The 24,116-nt window shown below is 74.4% G+C and carries 15 protein-coding genes; 10 read left to right on the forward strand and 5 right to left on the reverse strand.

What is annotated here, in order from left to right; all coding sequences use genetic code 11:
* The first annotated feature begins 675 nt into the window (after nt 1-675).
* Nucleotides 676-1,416 carry a 2TM domain-containing protein gene (locus WMF24_RS01440; protein WP_437734535.1) on the forward strand — a complete coding sequence of 247 codons (741 nt, stop codon included), beginning with the start codon at nt 676-678 and terminating at the stop codon, nt 1,414-1,416.
* 242 nt (nt 1,417-1,658) lie between these two features.
* Nucleotides 1,659-2,579, forward strand: coding sequence for an NAD(P)/FAD-dependent oxidoreductase (locus WMF24_RS01445; RefSeq protein WP_437734536.1), 921 nt, complete (start codon nt 1,659-1,661; stop codon nt 2,577-2,579).
* 64 nt (nt 2,580-2,643) lie between these two features.
* Here the strand turns inward: WMF24_RS01445 and WMF24_RS01450 are convergent, their stop codons facing one another.
* Nucleotides 2,644-8,352: an nSTAND1 domain-containing NTPase gene (locus WMF24_RS01450; protein ID WP_437734537.1), complete on the reverse strand. Its 5,709-nt coding sequence runs from the start codon at nt 8,350-8,352 to the stop codon at nt 2,644-2,646.
* 186 nt (nt 8,353-8,538) lie between these two features.
* On the opposite strand from WMF24_RS01450, the gene WMF24_RS01455 reads away from it, so the two are divergent.
* The 6 genes from WMF24_RS01455 to WMF24_RS01480 all read left to right on the forward strand — a co-directional run bounded on the left by WMF24_RS01455 (nt 8,539) and on the right by WMF24_RS01480 (nt 13,755).
* A complete protein-coding gene (locus WMF24_RS01455; RefSeq protein ID WP_437734538.1) occupies nt 8,539-9,207 on the forward strand; it encodes an RNA polymerase sigma factor in 669 nt (222 codons plus the stop codon).
* Nucleotides 9,183-10,802: a FecR domain-containing protein gene (locus WMF24_RS01460; protein ID WP_437734539.1), complete on the forward strand. Its 1,620-nt coding sequence runs from the start codon at nt 9,183-9,185 to the stop codon at nt 10,800-10,802. The genes WMF24_RS01455 and WMF24_RS01460 overlap by 25 nt, the downstream gene beginning before the upstream one ends.
* Nucleotides 10,799-11,878: a hypothetical protein gene (locus WMF24_RS01465; protein ID WP_437734540.1), complete on the forward strand. Its 1,080-nt coding sequence runs from the start codon at nt 10,799-10,801 to the stop codon at nt 11,876-11,878. The genes WMF24_RS01460 and WMF24_RS01465 overlap by 4 nt, the downstream gene beginning before the upstream one ends.
* A 60-nt stretch (nt 11,879-11,938) precedes the next feature.
* Complete coding sequence (locus WMF24_RS01470) at nt 11,939-12,529, forward strand: hypothetical protein (RefSeq protein ID WP_437734541.1); 591 nt, start codon at nt 11,939-11,941, stop codon at nt 12,527-12,529.
* Nucleotides 12,530-12,739: 210 nt separating this feature from the next.
* Complete coding sequence (locus tag WMF24_RS01475; protein ID WP_437734542.1) at nt 12,740-13,099, forward strand: arsenate reductase family protein; 360 nt, start codon at nt 12,740-12,742, stop codon at nt 13,097-13,099.
* Nucleotides 13,100-13,179: 80 nt separating this feature from the next.
* Complete coding sequence (locus WMF24_RS01480) at nt 13,180-13,755, forward strand: hypothetical protein (protein ID WP_437734543.1); 576 nt, start codon at nt 13,180-13,182, stop codon at nt 13,753-13,755.
* A 55-nt stretch (nt 13,756-13,810) separates the two neighbouring features.
* On the opposite strand, the gene WMF24_RS01485 is transcribed toward WMF24_RS01480, so the two are convergent.
* Together WMF24_RS01485 and WMF24_RS01490 are read right to left on the reverse strand one after the other, a co-directional pair.
* Entirely contained in the window at nt 13,811-15,445 is a 1,635-nt protein-coding gene (locus WMF24_RS01485; protein ID WP_437734544.1) for a sigma 54-interacting transcriptional regulator, read from the reverse strand.
* 910 nt (nt 15,446-16,355) lie between these two features.
* Nucleotides 16,356-16,871, reverse strand: a complete 516-nt coding sequence (locus WMF24_RS01490) for a hypothetical protein (RefSeq protein WP_437734545.1) — start codon at nt 16,869-16,871, stop codon at nt 16,356-16,358.
* A gap of 156 nt (nt 16,872-17,027) precedes the next feature.
* Here WMF24_RS01490 and WMF24_RS01495 point away from each other — a divergent pair, with 156 nt between their 5' ends.
* Nucleotides 17,028-17,447 carry a hypothetical protein gene (locus WMF24_RS01495; RefSeq protein ID WP_437734546.1) on the forward strand — a complete coding sequence of 140 codons (420 nt, stop codon included), beginning with the start codon at nt 17,028-17,030 and terminating at the stop codon, nt 17,445-17,447.
* 108 nt (nt 17,448-17,555) lie between these two features.
* Here WMF24_RS01495 and WMF24_RS01500 read toward each other — a convergent pair whose 3' ends face one another.
* Together WMF24_RS01500 and WMF24_RS01505 are read right to left on the reverse strand one after the other, a co-directional pair.
* Entirely contained in the window at nt 17,556-18,272 is a 717-nt protein-coding gene (locus WMF24_RS01500; RefSeq protein ID WP_437734547.1) for an SDR family NAD(P)-dependent oxidoreductase, read from the reverse strand.
* 292 nt (nt 18,273-18,564) lie between these two features.
* Nucleotides 18,565-19,872, reverse strand: coding sequence for a DUF4142 domain-containing protein (locus WMF24_RS01505; protein WP_437734548.1), 1,308 nt, complete (start codon nt 19,870-19,872; stop codon nt 18,565-18,567).
* Nucleotides 19,873-20,455: 583 nt separating this feature from the next.
* Between WMF24_RS01505 and WMF24_RS01510 the strand changes: the two genes are divergently transcribed.
* Nucleotides 20,456-24,079, forward strand: coding sequence for a GAF domain-containing protein (locus tag WMF24_RS01510; protein ID WP_437734549.1), 3,624 nt, complete (start codon nt 20,456-20,458; stop codon nt 24,077-24,079).
* The last annotated feature ends 37 nt before the right edge of the window (nt 24,080-24,116 follow it).

Here is a 24,116-nt window from a genome sequence, read left to right on the forward strand (position 1 = left end):
GCGCGTGCGCCGGGGGAACTCGACGAGGCGGCCGTCCGATGCCCGGACAGCCAACCTCGCTGCCCATCGCGCTCTCCTATAGAGTCGTCTCTGCCCCTCGTCCGGCGCCGGCCCGCCGGCACAGCGCCGCGATGACGGACGAGCATGGCGGCACGCCCGCCGTGCGGCGTCCCGGGATGCGGGAGCGGAACGCGCGTGGAGGGCGCAGGGAGGTCGCGACCTGGCAGAGCGGCCTTTCGAGGCGTGCGGGCTGGGTCGAGATCGAGCGGGGCGGCCTCGGAGGGGGAGGCGGAGAGGTCGCGACCTGGCAGCGCGGCCTCGCGAGGGGGTCGGGTCGATCGGGAACCGAGCGGGGCGGCCTCGGAGGGGGCCGCGGAGAGGTCGCGACCTCGCAGGGCGGCCTCGCGAGGGGCCGCGGAGAGGTCGGGACGTGGCGGAGCGGCCTCGCGAGGGGGCCGGGTCGATCGGGAACCGAGCCGGGCGGCCCCGGAGGGGGAGGCGGAGAGGTCGGGACCTGGCGGGGCGGCCTCGCGAGGGGGGCAGGTCGATCTGGAACCGAGCGGAGCGGCCTCGCGAGGGGGCCGGGTCGATCGGGAGCCGAGCCGGGCGGCCTCGGAGGGGAGGCGAGCCCCTGGGATCCGGTATGCTCCGCCGCGCGCGAGGGGCAGGAGGGCGATGGCGAGGCCGGGCAAGCGGGGCGGGCGGCAGTACACCGAGGCCGAGGTGCGGGCCATCCTGGAGCGCGCCCTCCGGGACGCGCAGACGCGCGAGGTCGGCCACGACGAGCTCGTCGCGGCGGCGGAGGAGATCGGCATCTCGCGGGCCGCGATCGAGGCCGCGTCGCGCGACATCGAGCTGGTCCGGGGCGAGGAGGCGGCGCGCGCGGCGATCGTCGCGCGCCGGCGCAACGGCTTCCGGTCGCACCTGTTCTCGTTCGTCGTCGTGAACGCGTTCCTCTTCGCGATCAACGCGCTCACGCCCGGGCCGTGGTGGTTCTTCTGGCCGCTGCTCGGGTGGGGGCTGAGCCTCGCCTTCCACGCGCGCGCCGCCCTCTCCAGCGACGTGTCCCCGCAGGAGGTCCGGAAGGAGGTCGAGCGCAGCGCCGAGCAGGCGCGGCGGGAGGAGCTCCGGCGGCTGGAGGAGCAGCGAAGGGTCGAGCGCCTCGAGCGCAAGCAGCGCCTCGAGCGGAGCGCGGAGGAGCTCGGGCACGCCGTCGAGGAGGGCGTGGCGACGGTGCTCTCCCGGATCGCCCAGGAGATCCGCGGCAGCGTTCCGCCGCCGCCGCCGCCGGCGCCGGCTGACGACGCGGCGCGCAGGCCGCGGATCGCGCCGCTCGACGCGGACGACGCCGAGTCCGAGGCGCTCGGCGAGGACGAAGCAGCGCGCGCGGGGCGTCGAGACCGCGGCCGGCGCTGACGGCGGCGTCGTCGGCGTCGCTCGCGGTCGAAAAACTCGCCGATCGGACCGGAAGCCCCGCCCTTCAAGGGCCCCGCGCGCGGGGCTACGACGGGGGTGTGGCGAACGAGGCCGACGACCCGCTCCTCACGCGACGCGCGTGGCTTCAGGCGAGCGCGGCGCTCGTCACCACCCTCGTCGCCCCGGGCTGCGCGCCGGTGCGCGGCGCGACACGACAAGCACCCTCTGCGAGGAGACCCAGCATGGCATACGACGTCGTCATCGTGGGAGGCGGCCCTGCCGGGCTCTCCGCGGCACTCGCCCTCGGCCGCGCGCGCAAGCGCGTCCTGCTCTGCGACGCGGGGACGCGCAGGAACGCGGCCGCGGAACACCTCAACAACTTCGTCACGCGCGACGGGACGCCGCCGGGCGAGTTCCGTGCGATCGGCCGCCAGCAGCTCGCGGCGTACCCGAGCGTGGAGGCGCGCGACGTCCGGGTCGAGGCCATCGCGGGGGCACGAGGCGCGTTCCAGATCACCCTGCCGACGGGGGCCGTCGAGGCCCGCCGCGTCCTCCTCTGCACGGGGATGATCGACGAGCCGCTCGCCGTCGAAGGGTTCCGCGAGCTGTGGGGCCGCTCGATCGTCCAATGCCCCTACTGCCACGGATGGGAGCTCAGGGACCGGAGATGGGGTTACCTGGCCCGAGGGGCAGAGTCGCTCCACTTTCCGATCATGCTGCGTGGATGGACGCGAGATGTCGTGGTCTTCACGGGGGGAGCGTTCGACGTCCCCGCGGACGTGCGCGCCCACCTCAGCGCCGCGGGGATCCAGCTGGAGACACGGCCCGTCGCGCGCCTCGTCGCGCGCGAGGATCGCCTGGAGAGCGTCGCGCTCTCGGACGGCGCGACGATCCCCTGCGAGGTGCTGTTCGCCCATCCCCCGCAGCGGCAGGTGGACCTGGTCCGGGAGCTGGGCGTGGGCCTCGACGGCGACGGCTACGTGCAGATCGACCCCGTGCGCCGCGAGACGTCGGTCCCCGGGGTTTACGCGGCCGGGGATCTGCTCACGCGAATGCAAACGGCCATCGTCGCGGCGGCCTCCGGGGCGCAGGCCGCGGGGATGCTCAACCACGAGCTCACGGCCGAGCTGGTCACCGGCGGCTGGTCCGGAGGGCGGGCGTGAAGGACATCGGCGCTCGGCGAGGCGGCCGGCGCAACAGCGGCGCGCTCGCGACGGGCCCTCCAGCTCACCGCTGCTCCCGCGGCGCCGCGCGGGCCTCGAGGACGTGGCGCAGGCACGCTTCCCGGTCGGCCCGGGCCTGGGCTTCGGGCACGCGGAGGAGGTCGATCCTCCGCTCGACGGGCATGCAGTAGGTCGTCGCGGTCCACAGCCGCGGATCGCCGACGCCGCGGAGCGGCTCGATGTCGGACCACACCCGCGCGATCCTGTCGTCCGACGCGGTGACGATGCGCTTGCCATCCGGGCTGAACGCCGCGTCGTTGACCGGGGAGTCGGAGCTGCGGAGGATCAGCGGCTCACCCGTGCCGTCGGCGCTCCACACCCGCGTCGTCATGTCCTGTGAGGCGGTGGCGATGCGCTTGCCATCCGGGCTGAAGGTCGCCGAGAACACCCAGTGCTCGTGGCCGCGGAGGACGATGGCCTCGCCCGTTCCATCGGCGCTCCAGACGCGCGCGGTCTTGTCCAGGGACGCGGTGACGATGCGCGTGCCATCCGGGCTGAAGGCCGCCGACTGGAGGCCCTGCTCGTGGCCGCGAAGGACGAGGGGCTCGCCCGTTCCATCGGCGCTCCAGACGCGCGCGGACCTGTCGTAGGACGCGGTGAGGATGCGCTGGCCGTCGGGGCTGAAGGCCGCCCAGTTGACGCCCTGCCGGTGACCGCGAAGGACGAGGGGCTCGCCCGTTCCATCGGCGCTCCAGACGCGCGCCGTCCGGTCAAGAGACGCTGTGACGATGCGCTTGCCGTCGGGGCTGAATACGGCCGACGTGACGTTCTGCTCGTGGCCGCGAAGGACGATGGGCTGGCCGGTGCCGTCCGCGTTCCAGACGCGCGCGGTCCTGTCGTAGGACGCGGTGACGATGCGCTCGCCGTCGGGGCTGAACGTCGCCGCTGCGACGCGATCCCGATGACCGCGAAGGACGATGGGCTGGCCGGTGCCGTCCGCGTTCCAGACGCGCGCGGTCCTGTCGTAGGACGCGGTGAGGACACGTCGGCCATCAGGGCTGAACGCCGCCGCCCGGATCACGTCTTCGTGACCGCGGAGCAAGAGCATCTCGTTCGTGCCGTGGGCGCTCCAGACGCGCGCGGTCCTGTCGTAGGACGCGGTGACGATGTGCTCGCCGTCAGGGCTGAACGCCGCGGAGGAGACTCCATCTTCGTGAACGCAGAGGAGAGATGGCTCGCCTGCGCCGTCCGCATTCCACACGCGTGCGGTCCTGTCCCAGGACGCGGTGACGATGTGCTTGCCGTCGGGGCTGAACGCCGCCATGTAAACGAGGTCCTCGTGACCACGGAGGACCATGGGCTTGCCGGTGCCGTCGGCGTTCCGCACCCGCGCGGTCCTGTCCCAGGACGCGGTGACGACGCGCTTGCCGTCGGGGCTGAACGCCGCCCAGTACACCCGGTCCTGATGGCCGCGGAGGACCACGGGCTCGCCGGTGCCGTCGGCGTTCCACACGCGCGCGGTCCTGTCCCAGGACGCGGTGACGATGCGCCCGCCGTCGGGGCTGAACGCCGCGGAGGAGACCCGATCGCCATGACCGCGCAGGACCAGGAGCCCGCCTGTCCCGTCGGCGTTCCACACGCGCGCGGTCCCGTCCCATGAAGAGGTGACGATGCGCCTGCCGTCGGGGCTGAACGCCGCGGAGGTGACCCGATCGTCATGGCCACGGAGGACCACGGGCTCGCCGGTGCCGTCGGCGTTCCACACGCGCGCGGTCCCGTCATAGGACGCGGTGACGACGCGCCTGCCGTCGGGGCTGAACACCGCCGAGGCGACCGAATCCTGGTGACCTCGGAGGGCCACGGGCTCGCCGGTGCCGTCGGCGTTCCACACGCGCGCGACCCCGTCCCCATCGGCGGTGACGATGCGCTCGCCGTCGGGGCCGTAGCTCGCGTGGATGACCCAGTCCGGGTGGGGGAGCACCGCGCGGGCGATCCGGCGCTGCAGCGCCCAGCGCGCGAGGACGGCCCAGCCCCGCGGCACGTCGGGCGGCTCGACCTCGCGCGCGATCGCCAGGACCGTCGTCGGATCGGCCGCGAGCTCGCGCGCCGTGGCCATGCGGGTCGCGTTGCGCGCCTCGTGCGCTTCGGCCTGCGCGCGCGCCGCCTCCGCGTCGGCGCGCCGGGCCTCCCGGCTCGCGTCGACGGCCAGGCGCGACACGACGAGCGCGAGCGCGCCGAACATCGCGATCACGCCGACGGCCAGCCGCTGGCCGAGGCGCCGCGCGCGCTCGGCGCGCTCGGCGAGCGCCACGACGGCCCGCAGGTAGCGCTCCTCGCGCTGGCCCAGCTCGACGTGGGCGGCGGCGCCCCGCTCGGCGCGGCGGCGCTCGTACCACGCCCTGACCTCCTCCGCGGCGCGACCGCGCCAGATCAGCCCCTCGGGCTCGCCGCTCGACGCCCAGTGCTGGGCCGCGACGCGCAGCCGGGCCGCGAGCTGCGCGTCGCGCTCGCTCTCGGCGAGCCACTGCCCGAGCTTCGGCCACCGCTCGATCAGGGCGTCGTGGACGAGCTCCACGGTCGGACAGCCGCGCTCGCCGCCGGCCTCGATGAGCAGGAGCCGCGCGCCGGCCAGGTGCTGGACCACCTGCGCGATCGCCTCTGCGCCGCCGGCCTCGCCGCCCGGCGCGAGCTCGCGGAGCTCGTCCATCCCCACCACGGCGCGGGTGCGCTCGGGCGTGACGAGGCGGAGCAGCACCGCCCGGACGAGCCGCTGCTCGCGCGGCGGGAGCGCCGAGAGCACCGCGTCCGCGTGCGCGGACAGGGCGCCGGCGACGCCGCCGATCCGCTCGTAGCTCGACCGCGTGAGCAGGAGGCGCTCGCGATCGCGGGCGTCCCAGAGCTTGCTGGCCGTGAACTGCAGGAGCGGCAGCGGGCTCGGCGTGCTCTCCAGCGTGTCGAGCATGTGCTCGACCATCTCGGCCGTCTCGAAGCGGTACCCGGCCACCTCGAGCGGCCGCGTCAGCGCCTCGCGCAGGTCGCCGCGCCCCATCGGCGGCAGGAACCACAGCCCGCGGGTCGCGCCGAGCATGAAGTCGCGGTGCTCGGCCACGCGATCGAGGAAGTCCGAGCGGATGGCGAGCAGGAGGCGCAGGGGCGACGAGGCGTCGTCGGCCACGCCCTCGAGGCAGGCGACGAACGCCGCCCGCTCGTCGGGGGCGGCGCCGAGCGTGTAGAGCTCCTCGAGCTGGTCGACGAGGAGCACGGCGCGTCGGCCGGGCCCGCCGCGGCGGCATCGCGCGCGCAGCCGGGCGCCGAGGTACCCGGGCTGCGCGCGCAGCGTGGCGACGAGCGCGTCCTGAGGCGGCGGCTCGATCGGGCTCACCGCCGCGCCCGCGCTTCGCGCGGGCTCCGCCTCGGCGACCTGCGCGAGCACGTCGGCGAGCGCGCCGAGCGGGCGGCGCCCCGGCCGAAGGACGAAGGCCTCCCAGCGGTCGTCGGCGCGCTTGAGGGCCGGGATGACCCCCGCGCGGGCGAACGACGACTTGCCCGCCCCGGAGGGCCCGGCGATCACGAGGAGCTGCTGGTTGCGCAGCCGCGCCGCCGTGGCGGCGGCGTCGCGGTCGCGGCCGAAGAAGCGGGCGGCGTCTGCCTCCTGGAACGCGAACAGGCCGGCGAACGGGCTCTCGCCCTCGCGCAGGTCGAGCGCCTTGCGATCGGGCAGGAGCGCCTCGAGCTCCGCGAGGAGCTCCCTGGCCGAGCCGATGCGCTCGGCCCTGCGCTTCTTGAGGCAGCGATCGACGAGGTCGCCGAGCGCGCCCGCGTCCGGGCGCCGCGCGCTCACGCTGGGCATCGGGGCGTCGAGGTCCATGACGTCCGCGAGCCGCGCGCGCGAGAACGGGGCGAGCGGGTGCGCCCCCGTGAGCAGCTCGTACAGGACGATGCCGAAGGCCCAGAGGTCGATGCGGCCGTCGATGTCGCCGCCCAGGAGCTGCTCGGGCGCCATGTAATGGGGCGTGCCGACGATGGCGCTCCTGCGGTGCTGGCCGCCCGCGGCGAGCGCCGCCGGCGCGCCCGCGGCCGCCGGGGCCGCGCCGGCGTCGATGCGCTTGGCGAGGCCGAAATCGAGCACCTTGATGCACCCGGCGTCGCTCAGGCGGATGTTCTCGGGCTTGAGATCGCGGTGCACGATCCCGGCCTCGTGCGCGCAGAGGAGCGCGCGGGCCACCGGGATCATGAGCTCGATCGCGTGGCGGGGCGACACCGGGCCCGGCGCCGTGACGTGCGATCCGGGCGTCGCGGGGCGGTCGCGCTGGGTCATCCACTCGCGGAGCGAGCGGCCCGGGATGTACTCGAGGACGAGGTAGGGGCACCCGAGGAGCTCGTCGACCTCGTGGATGACGACGATGTTCTCGTGCCTGCAGCGCGCCGTGGCCCGCGCCTCGTCCAGGAAGCGCTCGACGCCGTGCCCTGTGTGGCTGAGGAGGAACTTGATCGCGACGAGGCGCCCGAGCCTCGTGTCGCGGGCCAGGTACACGACCCCCATGCCGCCCTGGTCGAGCTTGCGTAATAGCTCGTAATGCTTGATGAAATCTCCGGCCACCCGCGGCGTGTCGCGGTCCGCGGGGCGGACGGCCTGCGCGGCGGCCGCCGTGCTCCAGGTGGGCGTGGGAGGCGCGGCGCCATCCGCCGGGTGGCCCGGCGCGGCCGCGGGCGAGGGCGGCGGGGCAGCGGGCGAGGGCGGCGGCGCAGCGGAGGGGGGCGGCGGGGCAGCGGGCGAGGGCGGCGCGGCAGCGGAGGGGCGCGGCGGGGCAGCGGGCGGGGGCGGCGCGGCTCGGGCCGGCGGCTCGTCCAGCTTCACCAGGTCCTCGCGGCGGAGCTCGCGCACGTCGCAGGCGTCGAGCGCGCTCAGCAGGTCGTCGGCCGTGACGGCGCGCGCCGCGACGTCCTCGATCGTCGCCCGCCGCAGGATCGCGCCGAGCGGGTGATCGAGGAGCGCGGCGGGCAGCCGCGCCGGCCCGGCGCCGGCCGGCCGGGGAGCCGCCGCGTCGGGCGGCCAACCCGGGTCGGGCGGCCAACCCGGGTCGACGCGCCTGCCGGTGAGGCACTCCAGGAAGACGAGGCCCCAGGCGTACAGGTCCGAGCGCGCTGTCGGCGGGAATCCGCGGCGCTGCTCGGGCGCGGCGTAGGCCTGCGAGCCGGCGATCTCGCGGCCGGAGACGGGCGGCGCCTCGTCCTGGACAGCCCGCGCGGCCGCGGCGATCGCGCCGAAGCCGAAGCCGAGCACGAGCGCGCGCAGCCGCTCCGCTGCGGGCGCGAGCATCACGTGGGCCGGCCGGAGGTCGCCGTGGACGGCGCCCTGCCGGTGCGCGAAGGCGAGCGCGTCGAGGACCTGCCGCATCAGGTGCCGCGCCTCGTGCGGATCGAGCGCCCCCTGGGCCGCCAGCAGCTCGGCCAGGCTCTGCCCGGGCACGCGCTCGAAGACGGCATAGAGCTGCCCGTTGTCCGCCTGCCCGGCGTCGATGGGCCGGACGATGCCGGGGTGGCCGAGCCGCGCGCAGCGATGCATCTCCCGCAGGAACCGCGCGCGGTGGCGTCGCGCCAGGTCGGCGGGGGCGCCGTCGCGGGAGAGGCGCACGAGCTTGAGGACGATCGGCTGCCCGGTGGCGAGGTGCCGCCCTTCGTAGACGAGCGCGAACCAGCCCTCCCGGAGCAGGGCGTGGATCTCGTAGCGGCCCTGGAACACCGTCCTCGGAGCGAGGGTCCCGTGGTTCATCGCCGCCCCTCCTGCGGCTGCCTTCCTCGCGGCAGCCTCGGGCGAGAGGGCGCGTACCGCCAGGTGGGCGGGCGATCTCCGGGCGCCGCCGGGCTCTCCCGGCGGCTGGGCCGGGAGAGCCCGGCGGCTGCGCCGGGAGAGGCGAACGTGACGCCCCCGTGAGCCGCGGGGAGGGCCTCCGGGGACTTGAGGGGAGAGGAGCCTCGCCTGTCCCGCCCCCTGACGCTCGTCCGACCGCTGCCGCCGATCGCGAAGGACACCTTCGCGGGGGATGACGCGGCGCTCGTGGACGGGTTCCGGCGGGGCGACCGCAGGGCGCGCGCCGCCCTGTACGACCGGTACGCCGAGCACATCCACCGGGTGCTCTACCGGCTGCTCGGCTTCCGCCACGACCTGGCGGACCTGCACCACGACGTCTTCGTGCGCGCGCTCGGCTCGCTGCCGAACCTCGAGGACCCGAGCGCGCTCAAGGGGTGGCTGACGATGATCGCGGTGCACGTGGCGCGCTCGTCGATCACCCGCGCGCGGCGGCGGCGCTGGCTCTGGTTCCTGCCGAGCGAGGAGCTGCCCGAGATCGAGTCCAGCGCGGCGTCGGGCGAGGTGCTGGACGCGCTGCGGGCGACGTACGCGGTGCTCGACACGCTGCCGGTGGACGAGCGCATCGCCTTCGCCCTCCGGTTCATCGACGGCATGGAGCTGACCGAGGTGGCCGCGGCGTGCGACACGTCGCTCGCGACGATCAAGCGGCGGCTGGCGCGCGCCTCGGCCCGCTTCGGGGCCGAGGCGCGCAAGCAACCCGTGCTCGAGGCGTGGCTCGAGGGAGGTACCCGGTGGGGCAATCCGAGCGATCGCTGACCGCCCTCGGGCGGCGCGTGGCCGCGATGCAGGACCGGGCGCCGGCGGCGCGGCTCGACCTGGAGCGGGGGCGCGCGCGGCTGATGGAGGCGGAGCTGCCGGGGGGGCGGTGGGGCGGCGAGGACGGCACGGGGAGCGCGAGCGGGGCGCGGCTGCGGGCACCGGGGAGGAGGGACGGGGGCTGGGGCGTCGGCCGGGGGCGGGGCGCCGCGTGGATGGCGGCGGTGGCGGCGCTGGTGCTGTCGACGGTCGCGCTGGTGATCGTGGCGCGTCGGGGGGCGCCGATGCGGTTCGAGCTCGGGACGACCGAGGTGGGGGTCGTCGGGGCGTGGATCGCCGCGCCGGCGGCGGCGGACCTGCCGATCCGGTTCTCCGACGGATCGCTGCTGCGCCTTTCGCCGGACGGGCGGGCGCGCGTCGCGTCGGTGGACGCGGACGGCGCGGAGATCGCGCTGGAGCGGGGAGCGCTGGATGTCTCGGTGGTCCACCGCGACGGGGCGCGCTGGAGGGTGCGGGTGGGGCCGTTCCAGGTGAACGTGATCGGGACGCGCTTCGAGACCCGGTGGGACCCGGTGACCGAGCGGTTCGAGGTGGCCCTGCGCGAGGGGGCGATCACCGTGTCGGGGCCCGTCGTGGGGGAGGCGCGGGCGATCCGCGCCGGAGAGCGGCTCGTTGTTTCGCCTGGGACGAACACGCTGGAGGTGGCGCCGGTCGACCCAACCACGTTGGGGTCAGGGGCAACCTCGGTCGGATCGGAACCGGGCTCAACCCCGGTCGGGCCGGGCTCAACCCCGGTCGGTTCAACCTCGGTCGGGCCGGGCTCAACCCCGGTCGGTTCAACCCCGGTCGGGCCGGGCTCAACCCCGGTCGGGTCAACCTCGGTCGGGTCAACCTCGGTCGGGCCAGGCTCAACCTCGGTCGGGTCGACCGCGACCTCGGCCGCAACCACGTTGGGGTCGGGCTCACCGGTTGGTTCAACCTCGGTCGGGTCCACCCACCCGCCCCGCCCCGCAGACGCCGAGGCCTCGCCGGCTCACATGCCGACCGCCCAGGAGACGCCTCGCTGGCGGGCCCTCGCCCTCGACGCGCGGTACAAGGACGCCCTCGCCGCCGCGGAGCGCGAAGGCTTCGACGCCCTCTGCGCGACCGCGAGCGCCGGCGACCTCCACGCCCTCGGCGACGCCGCCCGCCTCGGCGGCAGCACGGCCCGCGCCGTTCAGGCCTTCACCGCCCTGCGCAGGCGGTTCCCCGGGTCGTCCGAGGCCGCGCCCGCGGCGTTCCTCCTCGGGCGGATCGCGCAGGACCAGAACAACGACCCCGCAGGCGCCGCGCGCTGGTTCACCCGGTACCTGAGCGAGCAGCCGGGGGGCGCGTTCGTCGCCGACGCCGCGGGACGCCTCGTCGAGGCCGAGGACAGGCGCGGCGACGAGGCCGGCGCCCGCCGCGCCGCAGAGCGCTACCTCGCCGCCTACCCGAACGGCTCCCACGCCCCCTACGCGCGGCGCCTGCTCGCCCGTACGCCAACCCCGACCGCCTCCGCCGCGCCCTCTCCCCCCGCGCCCCCCGCCGCCCCCGCCGAGCCCCCCGCTCCGTGACACGCCGCTCCTCGGCGCGCCTCCTCCTCACCCTCGCCGCGCTCGCCGCGGGGCCCTCGCTCGCCGCGGATGCGCGCGCCGACGAGGCCCGCCAGGAGGCGCCCTCGACCATCGCCGTCGTGAGCGCCCCCGGCGATCGCTTCGGCCTGCGGGTCGTCGCCGAGCTCGAGTCGCTCGGCTTCCGCACGGTGATCCTCGACCCCGCGGCCGACGAGCCGGCGTCGCGCGCCTTCCTCGAGGCCTCCGCGCGCGACGCCGGAGCGATCGCCGCGATCCGCGCCGTCCCTTCTGGAGGCGGCGTCGAGGTCTGGATCGCCGATCGGGTCACCGGCAAAACCGTGCTCCGCGAGATGGCCGACGACGCGGGCGACGCCGGCGCGCCCGGCCGCGACGCCGCGCTCGCGCTCCGCGTCGTGGAGCTCCTGCGCGCCAGCCTCCTCGAGGCCGCCCTGCCCGCGCCACCGCCCGGGGAGCTGCCCGCGACCCCCGAGATCCGCGAGAAGCTGCGCATCCTCGCGCCGGCCGCGCTCGCCGATGCCCCCTCGCCATCGCCGCCGCCGCCGGCGCTCCGCGTCTCGCTCGCGCCTGGCGCGCTGCTGAGCCCCGGCGGCCTCGGCGCGGCGGCGAGCCTCGACCTCGGCGTCGCGGTGATGCCGAGCGAGCACGTCGGCGTCGTCGCGTTCACGGCCATTCCGCTGACCGGCGCGCGGCTCGACCGAGCCCAGCGCAGCGTCGGCCTCTCGGTCCAGCTCACCGGCGCCGGCGTGCGCCTCACCACCCGCGCGGACCGGTGGGCTCCCTCGGCGGATCTCGGCCTGGTGGTTGTCTCGCTCCACGGCGCGGGGATGGCCGTCCGCTCGGGCTTCGGCGACGGCGAGTCCTCCGCGATGACCGTCGCCCCCTTCCTGCGCCTTGGCCTCGCCTTCGCCGTGACACCCAGGTTCCGCCTCCGCGCCGACGTCCTCGCCAGCGCGATCGTCGAGGGGGTCTCGATCCAGAGCGCCGAGCGCGACATCGCGACCTGGGGTCAACCGATGATGCTCTCCTCAGCGGGCGTCGATCTCGGCTGGTTCTGATGAGCCGTCCTCGTGCGCCGAGGGGACTTCACCCGAGAACCTGTCCTGGAGGTCGATCCAATGAAGCGAATGATCCTGGCTCTCGGCGTGATGGCGATTGCGAGCACCGGCTGCGACGAGATCGTGTTCGAGCCCGTCTTTGACTGGACATCCCCGTCCGACCCGGTCACCCCGCCGTCGCCCTCGGAGCCTGAAGAGGACGTCGAGCCGCCGACGCCGAGCGCCATCGCGATGCGGGCCGGCGACGCGCCCCCCGACTCCCCTTACTGGGGTATGGACGATCCCGATACCCTCATCCTGGCATTCAACAGCGATGTCCAGGAGTGTCCCCCGACGGCGATCAAGGCGACGTGCGAGAACGCGCCCATGTGGCAGCTCATCCTCACCATACCCTCCGATCTCGTCGTGCCGGGGCTCATCGATCTCTCGGATCGGCGGATCTTCTTCAGCGAGTCGCTTTCCTTGGCCGACCCGAGCTGCGCTTTCGGCGGCGGGGCAGGCACAGGCTACAGGGGCACGCTCGAGATCGTCACCAGCGATGAGACATCGATGTTCGTGAAGCTGCGCGGCGCCGGCATGAGGGATCAGGTGAACGGCGACTACACGGTCGAGCGCTGCGGCGCAGCCACCGGGCCGGCCACCGGCGGGTGATCTCCACCGCGCCGCGCCCGCCAGCCCGCCCGCTCCGGGCGCCGGCCCCCTCCGTCCTCGATCCGCCGAGCCCGCCTCTCGCGCGGCGGCGCGCGGCGCGCCGCCGCGCGACGTGCGGCGTGGTAGACTGTCGCCTCCGCGCCTGTGCCTCACGACCGCGCCCTCCGGGGCGCGCGCCGCGAGCCACTCCACCGAGGAGCGACGACGCGCATGATCCAGATCTTCGGCACGGCCAAGTGCAAGGCGACGCGGGCGGCGCAGCGGTTCTTCGCCGACCGGGGCATCAAGGTCCAGCTCGTCGATCTGCGCGAGAAGGGCCTCTCGAAGGGGGAGCTCGCGAGCGTGGCGCGCGCCGTCGGCGGCGTGCGCGCGCTCTATGACGCCGAGGGCGCCCGGGTGAAGGAGCGCGGCCTGCAGCACCTCGGCCCGAGCGAGGCCCGCATCGCCGAGCTCCTCGCGGAGGACCCGCTCCTGCTCCGCACGCCGATCGTGCGCGACGGCCAGCGCGCCAGCGTGGGCGCGGCCGAGGCGACGTGGAGGTCCTTCGCCGACGCCGCGAAGGGCAAGTAGAGGCGATCGGGAACGCCGATCGGGTCCGGCGGAGACCAGCGCCGTCGGTCGGCGGTCGAGCGAGGAGAAAGGGGGCGAGAATGGCACAGTACGTCGCGTTCCGGCCGGGCGTCGAGGTGCGCGCGGCCAACCTGCTGGCGCTCTTCGAGGCGCCGGGCCGCGCTTATGTACCGATGATCATGAAGATCATGATCAAGCACGGACTCCACCAGCTCATGGCCATCGACTGGCTCCCCATGCAGCTCTGGCTCGACGCCCAGCGGGAGATCGAGGACACGATCGGCGAGCATACCCTCTTCGCGCTGGGCAAGAAGGCTCCGGAGGTGGTCGCCTGGCCGGCGGGGATCGACAGCATCGAGGCGGCGCTCGCGTCGATCGACGTCGCCTATCACCTCAACCACCGCATCGACGGCGAGCCGATGTTCGATCTGCGGACCGGCGTGATGAAGGAAGGAATCGGCCACTATCGCTGTCACGCGCGCGGCGACCGGAGCATCGCCGTCGTCTGCGACACGCCCTACTCCTCCGAGCTCGAGCGCGGGCTCATCACCGGCACGGCCCGCAAGTTCAAGCCGGCCGCCGAGGTCACCCTGGACGAGGCCCAGCCCACCCGGAGGCGGGGCGGGGACTCGTGCACCTTCGTCGTGCGGTGGTGAGCCCGGCGCGCCGGCCCAGCCGCCGCGCTCACCGCGGCGGGCCGGCCGGTCGCGCTCACCGCGCCGGCCCGCGCCCGTACGCCTTGAGCTTGCGGTACAGCGTCGACACGCCGATCCCGAGCTCCGCCGCGGCGCGCGTCTGGTTCCCCTCTTTGCGCGCCAGCACCGCCAGGATGTACTCCCGCTCGACGTCGCCGAGCGTCCGCACGCGCGCCTCGACCGCCGGCGCCGACGGCACCGGCAGGGCCGAGCGCACCTCCTCGGGCAGATCCTCGACCTCGATCCGCCGCCCCTCGGCCAGGGCGACGGCCCGCTCCATCGCGTTCTCGAGCTCCCGCACGTTGCCCGGCCACGTGTGGCGCACGAGGCGGTCGGCGGCGCCGGGGCTGAGGCGCGGCGCCGGCCGCCTCATGCGCGCGGCCGCCTGGGCGAGCAGGCCCCGCGCGAGCGGCAGCACGTCCTCCCGGCGCTCGCGCAGCGGCGGGAGCCGCAGCTCGACCACCTTGAGCCGATAGTAAAGATCCTTTCTGAAGCACCCGGCCGACACCTCCGCGGCGAACTCGCGGTTCGTCGCCGCCACCACGCGCACATCGACAGGCCGGCTCCGGTTCTCGCCGACCCGCCGCACCTCGCGCGCCTGGAGCGCCCGGAGCAGCTTCACCTGCACCCCGGCCGGCAGCTCGCCCACCTCGTCGAGGAGCAGCGTCCCCCCGGCCGCCGCCTCGAAGATCCCCGCGCGGTCCCGCGTCGCGCCCGTGAAGGCGCCGCGCGCGTGCCCGAAGAGCTCGCTCTCGAGCAGCGGCTCCGGGATCGCCGCGCAGTTGATCGCGAGCAGCGGGCCCCGGGCGCGGGGCGAAGCGTCGTGGACGAGCCGCGCCACGCGCTCCTTGCCCGTCCCGCTCTCGCCCGTGACGAGCACCGTCGCGTCCACCTGCGCCACCCGCCGGGCGAGCTCCACGACGCGCTGCATGGCCGGGCTCGCCGCGACGAGCCCTCCCGCGTCCGCCGCCGCCGCCCCGGCCGCCCGCGACAGCGCCTCCGCGCGCGACTTCAGCCGGCGCTCGGCGCGCCCCAGCGCCTCGGCCGCGCGGCGCAGCGAGGCGTCGAGGCGGTGCGCCTCGAAGTACGGCAGGTGCGGGTCGAGGTCGGCGCCCCACGCCTCGGCCGTGCGGCCGGCGAACACGCAGCCCGCGTCGCCGCGGCCGAGGCAGCGGCGCTCGATCACGTAGATGTCCCGGCCCTCGACGCAGCTCAGGTAGCCGCTCGCGAACCCCGCGAGCGTCCAGCACACCGGCGCGTCCGCGCGGCCGAGGTGCAGGAGGTGCTGCTCCGCCTCGTACGACGCCTCCACCGTCGCGCCCCCGGGCGACAGCGGGCCGTCCGCGCCCGGCGCGAGGCGCATCATCCCTTGCAGCGCGTGGATGCGCCCGCCCGCGTCGCGCCACTCCTCGTCGCTCTCCAGCGCGAGCTCGTCGCGCGCCGCCTCGGCCGTGCGGTAGCCGTGCGCGAAGCCGAACCGGGTGAGGATCGCCCGCGCCGCCGCCGCGCCGACGCTGTCGATGAGCTGCCGGCGCAGGAGGCCCATCGCCACCGCGTCGAGCAGGATCGCCCGCGCCCCGGAGAACCGCAGCTCGCCGGCCTGCGGATCGACCGTGAGGAGCTCCGAGAGCTCGAGATCCGCCGCGCGCATGCTGTCTACCCGGCCGCCCCTGTCGGCGCTCCCGTCGTCACGAGCCCCCGGAATGCGCCATCGATGGGGATGGGCTCATCCTGGACTGCCGTGGACGCACTGCGCGCTTGCGGAGAGGCCTCATCCCGCTCAAGACCCACGGTGGGCCCCCGGAGAGGAGGTCTCGGCGCGGGGTGAGGGATGGACCGATGTCTGCCGCGGCTCAGAAAGACCGCTTCGCCCGGTAGCGCGTGTAGCAGCTCGGACAGCGCCACTCCATGATCCTGCGCCCGCTCGAGTCGGCGGTCCGCGTCAGCCTCCACCCATAACGCGAGCTGATCAGCGTGTAGTTCGTCTCCGTCTTCGGCGCGGGTGAACCGCAATCCACGCACCGCTGTGCTACACGCTGCTCGCTCTCCGGCGCCTCTCGCACCATGTGCCCTGATTCCACAGAAGGCGTGCTGCTGGGACCGTCGAGCATTTCCGGGAAGAGCGAGTCGCGTCTGGTCGCCGACATCTGAACCTCAGGAGGTGCGCTGGAGTTGCGCTGAGCGTGTCGCCTCACCTGTCCGCTGGGCGCCCGGAGCCAACATGGCAGAGTGTATCGGAGTCCCCCTGGAGTTCCAAGATCGATCTCGGAGGCCAATGGCCGTATCCAGCGGCTCGAATCAGCGCACTCTCGCTGTTTTCATGGGACTCCCATGATCGTGTGAGGCGCTCCAAGGAGCAAGTTCACGACAGCGCCGCGCCGGGTTGGTGGCCGGCCTTACATGTGCGGCCGGCGCGACGTCGCGCCGTTCCGCGTGTGATTCGATCGGTGAATGCCCGCAGCGCGCCCCGCCTTCACGGCGTGCGTCCGGAGGACGACCGGGCGCGCGCGGGCCGGCGGGGCGCGCGTCGCGGGGACGTCACGCCCGCCGTGATCGGTCGGTCAGGGGGAACGCCTGGGCCGCGCGTGCTCGACGTGGCGGCGGCGGTGCTCCACCCGCGGCTCGGCCGCCGGCCTGCTCGTCGTCGCGCGGTAGGCGTGGCCGTGGTGATGATGGTGGTGGTGATGGACGCGATTCCGGTCGAACTCGACGCGGTAGCGGACCAGGGCCCGGGGCTCCTCGCGGTAGTAGACCCAGCCGTGGCGCGACGGAGCGTACCAGCGGCCGTCCACGTAGTAGACGTAGGTCCCCCGGTAGTAGACGCGGGGGTAGGTCTCGATGTAGGCCGGCGGGGTCACGATGTGAACGACTGGCTCCTCGACCACCGCGAACTCCTGGTACGTGACGGTCGCAGGGGCGTGGGCGACGGTCCGGGTGCGGACCTCGGCGGCGCACCCGGTCGCGCCGAGGAACGCGAGCGCGGCCAGCGCGGCCAGCGCGGCGAGCCCGCTGCGCTGCGGGGAATACGCGGTGGTTCTGGGGGATGAGCTCTGGAGGTCAGGCGAATTGCTGTTCATGGGGCCTCAGGAGAGCAACCGCGGTGCCACCCGGCGGCGCCGGGGCGCCGCCGCGGCGCCGGGCAGCGCGCCGCTGCTGGTATGGCGCTTGCTGAACACGCCGGACAATCGGCCATCGTCGCGATGGCGCCAGACTCCAATCAAGGAAGACGACCCATGAAACTCTCGAACGTGCTCTCCGGTCTCGCTGCCTGCGTCCTCGCGTCTGCCTCGCTCACGGGGTGCATCATCGTCGAAGACGACCATATCCATTCCGGATACGGCTCGCTCACCGTGGCGCTGACGATCGACGGCCGCGCGGATCGGTTCCAGTGCTTCGACTACGACGTGGACGAGCTCTGGGTCAGCGTCGCGGACGAGGCGGGCTTCGTCGTCGCCGAGACATTCGCGGATTGCGATGACCTCGGCCTCACCATCGACGATCTGCCTGCGGGCTATTACGACGTCGAGACCTGGCTCGCGGATTTCGATGGCTTCCAGAAGAGCGACATCGTGCTCAACGAGTCCGTCGACGTGCACGGCGGCACGGACACGATCGTCCCCGTCGACTTCGCCTGGAGCTGGATCGACCCCTGACGCACGCGCGGCGCGCGCGAGCTCCGGCGCGGAGGCCGCCGGCGAGCCGCGCGCGCCCTGGGTGGCACCCGGCCGGGAAGATCTTCGATCGCGCCGCCGCCCGCCGGATCAGAACCTCTCCGTCGACGGGCGCACGTCGATCTCGTGCGTCCACGCGCTCGGCGGCTGGGCGTGGAGCTGGTAATACGTCTCCGCCAGCGCCTCCGGCGCGAGCAGCGTGGCGGCGCCCCTGCCGGGCACCATGGCGCGCACGCGCGGGGTGTCGATCAGCCCGTCGACGATCACGTGGGCGACGTGGATGCCGCGCGGGCCGAGCTCGCGCGCGAGCGACTGGGCGACGGCGCGGAGGCCGAATTTGCCGACGGCCAGGGCCGAGAAGCGCGGGCCGCCGCGGAGCGACGCCGTCGCGCCGGTGAAGAGGAGCGTGCCCCGGCCGCGCTCGAGCATGTCGGGCAGCGCGGCCTGCGCGCACACGAAGCCGCCGAGGCAGGTGATCCTCCAGGAAGCCTCGAGCTCCTGCGGCGTCAGCTCCAGGGCGCCGGCCACGCGAAAGTCGCTGGCGTTGTAGATCATCACCTCCGCCGGGCCGAGCGTCTGTTTCACCCGCGCGAAGGCCGCCGCGACCGAGACCGGGTCGGTGGCGTCCGCGGGGGCGCTCAGGGCGCGCCCCCCGGCCTGCTCGATCTCCCGCTGCACGGCCTCGCAGGTGGCGGCCGTGCGGGCCACGAGGCCGACGGCGAACCCCTCGCGCGCGAAGCGCCTGGACACCGCGGCCCCGAGGCCGGGGCCGACACCGACAACGACCGCTACCCTGTTCGAGCTCATGCGTCGATCTCCTCCTGCCAGGCCGCGCGCCCGGCGCGCGCCGGCAGGTTACCCCCGTTCGCGCGCCGCGGCGGAGAGCCGCTGGGTCGCCGGGGCCGGGCAGGAGGGCAGCGGGGGATGGACGCCGCCGGCGCGCGCCGCCGCTCAGGGCGAGCGCTCGTGCCCCGGCGGAGATCCTCCCGGGGCCTTCCGTTGACGCAGGTAGAAGGGCCACGCGCGCGCGACGTCGAGGCGCATGCCCGCGCAGGACGAGGGCCGCGGCGCGGGGCGCGAGGTGAGGGCGCCGCGCTGCCTACTGGGATTTTTCCGATTCCCCTTGCTGCTGCGCGTAGCGCTGCGGGCCTTGCTGCTGCTGGGCGGACTGCTGGCCCTGCATCTGAGCGCCATGCTGCTGGCCGCGCTGCTGCTGGGAGGACTGCTGGCCCTGGAGCTGGGAGCCTCGCTGTTGACCGCGCTGCTGCTGGGAGGACTGCTGGCCCTGGAGCTGGGAGCCTCGCTGCTGACCGCGCTGCTGCTGGGCGGACTGCTGGCCCTGGAGCTGGGTGCCTCGCTGCTGACCGCGCTGCTGCTGGGCGGATTGCTGGCCTTGCTGCTGCGCGTAGCGCTGCGGGCCTTGCTGCTGCTGGGCGGACTGCGGGCCTTGCTGCTGGGCGGACTGCGGGCCTTGCTGCTGGGCGGACTGCGGGCCTTGCTGCTGAGCGCCCTTCTGCTGGCCTTGCTGCTGGGCGCCTTGCTGCTGGCCGGATTGCTGCTGTTGCGATTGCAGCAGCGTGCAGAAGAGCTCCTCGGCGGCGCTCAGGTGCTGCTCGAGCTCCGAGCGCAGCTGGATGAGGTGGGACCGGAAATCCGCGTCCTTCGTGCGCTCGACGTGCGACTCGTCGAGGAGCTCGAGGGCGCGGCGGTGAAGGGAGACCTGGGCCCAGATGAACGAGACGTCGAACTCTGCGCCTTCGTGCTCTTGCAGCGATTCTTTGACCTCGATCGTATTGACCTGGAGCTGCTCGCACTGCGGGCAGGCCTGGATGCTGACCGTGGCGCCCCTCGTCAGCCGGACCCCGTGCTGCTCAGCCCGGGAGTGCTCGTCGATCATCCGCTGAGCGAAGCGCTGCACCTCCGGCGACTCGGCCTTCTGCAACGCGATCTCCGACAGCTGGAGCTCCTGCCGGTTGATGAGCGAGATCAGCGTCGCGATCTCCCCATGCGACATCTGCCGCATCGCGCTGTGACCGCCGGTCTGCTCGCCGCCGCGCTGGCCGCCCTGGAAGCCGGCCTGCTCGCCGCACGCCTGCTCCTGTCCACCGCCCTGCCGGCTCCCCTGGAAGCCGGCCTGTCCGCCGCCCTGCCTGCCGGCCTGTTCGCCGCCGCCCTGCCGGCCGCCCGAGCTTCCGCCCGTGCGCCTCGCGCGATCGCCGCCTGTCTGGCCGCCGCTCCTGCCGTCAGCGTCCGTGCTTTCACGGCTGCTGCTCTCGCCGCCGGCCGTCGACTCGCCGTCCGTCTCGGCCTCTTCGTCACCACCGGCGATGCACCCGCTAGCTCCCGCGAGTACAAAGCTCCCTGCGAACATGATCGCCGCGAGGCGACCTGAACGATTGCGCAACATCTTGCTTGCTCCTTGCTCGATATCGGCGCGCTGTCGCGCTCACCTGCCGGTTATCGGCCCCCAACATCTGGGTTCCCGTCCCGGGGTTGGTGAGCGAGGGAGAGCCCGAAGCCTGCATCGTCATTTCCCCGAGCGCCCGGCGCCCGGAGCGCGGCCGGCGCGAGATTCGATGTCTGGCGCAGCGTTGACCCTGGCCGCCGCGCCGCGGCCGGCGCGGGGACTCCTCCTCTCGATTGACCTGCTCGCGCCCTCGCCTGGCCGGGGAGCGGCGCCATCCGACGTCGCCCTCGCCCGCGTGAGCCCGGACAGCCGGTCTGACGCCGGGGAGCTCTGCTCGCCGCGCGGCGGGTGTGGGCGCGGCAGCCCGCCGCCGCGGGCGCCCGGGCCGCCGGCGCGGCGTGAGCGCCTCGGGCGCCGCGCGCGGGCGCCGGCTTTCGCGGAGCCGCCGATGCGCGTAAGCTCCGCGCGATGTCTGGACGAGCGACGCTTCGGCCCTGCGCCGAGCTTCTGGCCGCGATCACGCCACGGGAGCTCCCGCGCCGGGCCGCCCTCCTCGCGGCCCCGGGCCCCGGCCCGCGCTGACATGATGGATATCGAGGCCCTGAAGCGCGAGATCGAGCGGCTCCGTATCGTGGCCTCCCGCGATCGCGGGTGGCTCGACGCGGTGCTCGAGCACAGCCCGCACGGCGTCATCCTCTGCGACGCGTCCGGGAAGCTCATCCTGCACAACCGCGCGGCGGAGCGCATCTGGGCCGGCAGCGCCTCGACCGAGTCGATGCGCGACTGGACGCGCTACCGCGCCTTCCACGCGGACGGCCGCCCCTACGAGGCCGCGGACTGGGCCATGGCGCGCGCGATGGCCGCGAGGCAGGTCATCGAGAGCGAGGAGACCCCGATCCAGCGCTTCGACGGGACGCGCGGCGTCGTCCTCGGGAGCGCCGCGCCCATCCTCGGGCCGGACGGCGCGCTCGAGGGCGGCATCTCCGTGTTCGCCGACATCTCGCACCTCAAGCAGATCGAGGCGGAGCGCGGGGAGCTCGCGGCGCAGCTCGAGCGGCGCGTCGAGGAGCTCGATCGCAGCGCGCGGCTCACACAGGCGCTGCTCGCGGTCAGCTCGGCGCTGAGCGGCGCGGTGACGATCGAGCAGATGGCCGCCGCCGTCGTGGGCGACATCCACCGCGTGATCGCGGCCTCGTCGACGATGATGTACACGGCGGACGAGGCGGCCGGGGTGGCGACGCTCATCGGCCACGCCGGGCTGGAGGCGCAGCGCACGAGCCCCTATACGACCGTGCGCCTCGACGCCCGGCTGCCGCTGTCCGAGGCGCTCCGGGAGCGCCGCCCGTGCTGGGTGGGGACGAAGCAGGAGCTGCACGCCGCGTATCCAGAGCTCGCGGCGCTCAGGCCGGCGCGCGACGACATCCAGGCGCTCGCCGTCTTGCCGATCATCGCCCACGGGGGGCTGCTCGGCGGGATCTCGTTCTCGTTCGCGCGCGAGCGGTCGTGGAGCGCGGAGGACCGCGAGTTCCTGCTGAGCGTGGCGGCGCAGTGCGCGTCGGCGCTGGACAGGGCGCGCCTGCTCGATCAGGAGCGCAGGGCCCGGGCGCGCGCCGAGACGCTCGCGGCCGAGCTCGCGCGGCAGCAGGCGACGCTGCGCCTCCTGAGCGAGGCGGGCGCCGTGCTCTCCAACTCCCTCGATTACGAGGCGCGGCTCGCGCACCTGACGCACCTCGCGGTGCCCACGCTGGCGGACTGGTGCGCCGTGGACATGGTGAACGGCGAGACGATCGAGCGCGTGGCCGTTCACCACGCCGATCCGGCGAAGCTCGAGCTGGCCGAGCGCCTGCGGGCGATGTCGCCGCCCCGGCTCGACGCGCCGACGGGCGTCCCCGCGGTCATCCGCACCGGCCGCCCCGAGTGGGCCGCGGAGATCCCGGACGCCGTCCTCGAGGCCGGCGCGCTGGACGCGGGGCACCTGCGCCTGATCCGGTCGCTCGGGCTGCGGTCCTACGTCGTCGTCCCGCTCCGGGGGCGCGAGCGGAACATCGGCGCGCTCACGCTCGTCCACGCGGAGTCGGGCCGCCGCTTCAACGAGGCGGACGTCGCGCTCGCCGCGGAGCTCGCGAACCGCGTGGCCCTGATGATCGACAACGCGCGGCTGTTCCAGCAGGTCGACGCGTCCCGCCAGCAGCTCGCGAGCCTGTTCCGCCAGGCGCCCGCCGGCATCTGCATCCTGCGCGGCCCCCGGCACGTCTTCGAGCTGGTGAACCCGACGTACGCGGACATCCTCGGCGGCCGCGACGTGCTGGGCAGGCCCATCCGCGAGGCGCTGCCCGAGCTGGAGGGGCAGGGCATCTTCGAGCTGCTGGACGCCGTCCACCGGAGCGGGCAGCCCTACGTCGGCACGTCCGTGCCCCTGCGCCTGCGGCGCGGCACCGCCGGCCCGGAGGAAGAGCGCTTCTTCAACTTCGTGTACCAGGCGATGCGCGCCCCCGACGGCAGCGCCGAGGGCGTGATGGCGTTCGCCTTCGAGGTGACCGACCAGGTGCGGGCGCGCCGCCACGTCGAGCAGCTCGCGATCGAGCTCGCGACGAGCGAGGCGCGCCTGCGCACGCTGGTGCAGGCGACGACGGCCATCGTGTGGACGGCCACGGCGGTGGGCGAGGTCGTCGAGATCTCGCCGAGCTGGCTCGAGTTCACCGGCCAGACCGAGGCCGAGTACCTGAATGGCGGCTTCGTGGAGGCGATCCACCCCGACGATCGGGGGCCGACGATGCGGGCCTGGGCGGACGCCCTGGCGCGCGGCGCCATCTACGAGACCGAGTACCGGCTCCGCCGGAGGAACGGCACGTACGCGTACACGGCGGCCCGCGCGGCGCCGGTGCGCGCGACGGACGGCAGCGTCCGCGAGTACGTGGGCTGCAACATCGACATCAGCCAGCAGCGCGAGGCCGAGCGGCTCACGCGGGAGCACGCCGAGGTGCTCGGGACGCTGCACGAGGTCGGGCAGGTGCTGTCGGCCGAGCTCGAGCTCGACGCGCTCGTGCAGTCGGTCACCGACGCCGGGACGAAGCTCTCCGGCGCGGAGTTCGGCGCGTTCTTCTACAACGTGAGCGACGCGCAGGGCGGCAGCTACATGCTGTATGCGCTCTCGGGGGCGCCGAGAGAGGCCTTCTCGCGCTTCCCGATGCCGCGGAACACGGCGGTGTTCGCGCCGACGTTCGCCGGCGGGGGCGTGATCCGGCTCGACGACGTGACGAAGGATCCGCGTTATGGCAAGAACGCGCCTTACCAGGGGACGCCGGCGGGGCACCTCCCGGTCACGAGCTACCTGGCCGTGCCGGTCGTCTCCCGGAGCGGCAAGGTCATCGGCGGCATGTTCTTCGGCCACTCGAGGCCGGGGGTGTTCACCGAGCGGTCCGAGCGCGTCGCGGTCGGCCTCGCCGCGCAGGCGGCGGTGGCGATGGACAACGCCCGGCTGTTCCGGGAGGCGCAGGCGCTCATCCGGGCGCTGGAGCGCACGAACGCCGAGCTCGATCAGTTCGCGTACGTGACGAGCCACGATCTGAAGGCGCCGCTGCGCGGCATCGCGAGCCTGGCCCAGTGGATCGAGGAGGACCTGTCGGACAAGCTGACCGGCGACACGCGCCATCAGATGGAGCTGCTGCGCGGGCGCGTGCAGCGCATGGAGGCGCTGATCGAGGGGATCCTGGCCTACTCGCGCGCGACGAGGTTCCGCGAGAAGCCGGAGAGCGTGGACATCGACAAGCTCGCGAGGGAGGTCGTCGAGCTCATCGCGCCGAAGCCGCCCGCGCAGGTCACGCTCGACGTGCCGCCCGCCACCCTGCGGACGTACAAGGTGCCTTTGCAGCAGGTGCTGATGAACCTGATCACGAACGCGCTGAAGCACGCGGGCCGCGAGGACGCGCGGGTGTCCGTCGGCGCCCGCGATCAGGGCGCCACGGTCGAGTTCTCCGTGTCGGACAACGGCCCTGGCATCGCGCCCGCCTTCCAGGAGAAGGTGTGGGGGATGTTCCAGACGCTGCAGGCGCGGGACAAGGTGGAGAGCACCGGGATCGGGCTCGCGATCGTGCGGAAGATCGTGGAGAGCCGCGGCGGGCGGGCGTGGGTGGAGTCGGACGGCAAGAGCGGGGCGACGTTCCGGTTCACGTGGCCGAAGCGGGAAGAGGCGCAGGGGGCGGCGTAGGGCGCAACGTCGATATCGCGCCTGCGATGCCGGTCCG

The organism is Sorangium sp. So ce1335, assembly GCF_051521615.1.
Taxonomy (GTDB): domain Bacteria; phylum Myxococcota_A; class Polyangia; order Polyangiales; family Polyangiaceae; genus Sorangium.

Bases quoted from the DNA above. Each gene is read 5' to 3' on its own strand.
- WMF24_RS01500 (WP_437734547.1), bottom strand. From the start codon at position 18,272: ATGAGCTCGAACAGGGTAGCGGTCGTTGTCGGTGTCGGCCCCGGCCTC.
- WMF24_RS01510 (WP_437734549.1), top strand. From the start codon at position 20,456: ATGATGGATATCGAGGCCCTGAAGCGCGAGATCGAGCGGCTCCGTATC.
- WMF24_RS01480 (WP_437734543.1), top strand. From the start codon at position 13,180: ATGGCACAGTACGTCGCGTTCCGGCCGGGCGTCGAGGTGCGCGCGGCC.
- WMF24_RS01505 (WP_437734548.1), bottom strand. From the start codon at position 19,872: ATGTTGCGCAATCGTTCAGGTCGCCTCGCGGCGATCATGTTCGCAGGG.
- WMF24_RS01445 (WP_437734536.1), top strand. From the start codon at position 1,659: ATGGCATACGACGTCGTCATCGTGGGAGGCGGCCCTGCCGGGCTCTCC.
- WMF24_RS01490 (WP_437734545.1), bottom strand. From the start codon at position 16,871: ATGAACAGCAATTCGCCTGACCTCCAGAGCTCATCCCCCAGAACCACC.
- WMF24_RS01440 (WP_437734535.1), top strand. From the start codon at position 676: ATGGCGAGGCCGGGCAAGCGGGGCGGGCGGCAGTACACCGAGGCCGAG.
- WMF24_RS01450 (WP_437734537.1), bottom strand. From the start codon at position 8,352: ATGAACCACGGGACCCTCGCTCCGAGGACGGTGTTCCAGGGCCGCTAC.
- WMF24_RS01470 (WP_437734541.1), top strand. From the start codon at position 11,939: ATGAAGCGAATGATCCTGGCTCTCGGCGTGATGGCGATTGCGAGCACC.
- WMF24_RS01485 (WP_437734544.1), bottom strand. From the start codon at position 15,445: ATGCGCGCGGCGGATCTCGAGCTCTCGGAGCTCCTCACGGTCGATCCG.
- WMF24_RS01495 (WP_437734546.1), top strand. From the start codon at position 17,028: ATGAAACTCTCGAACGTGCTCTCCGGTCTCGCTGCCTGCGTCCTCGCG.
- WMF24_RS01475 (WP_437734542.1), top strand. From the start codon at position 12,740: ATGATCCAGATCTTCGGCACGGCCAAGTGCAAGGCGACGCGGGCGGCG.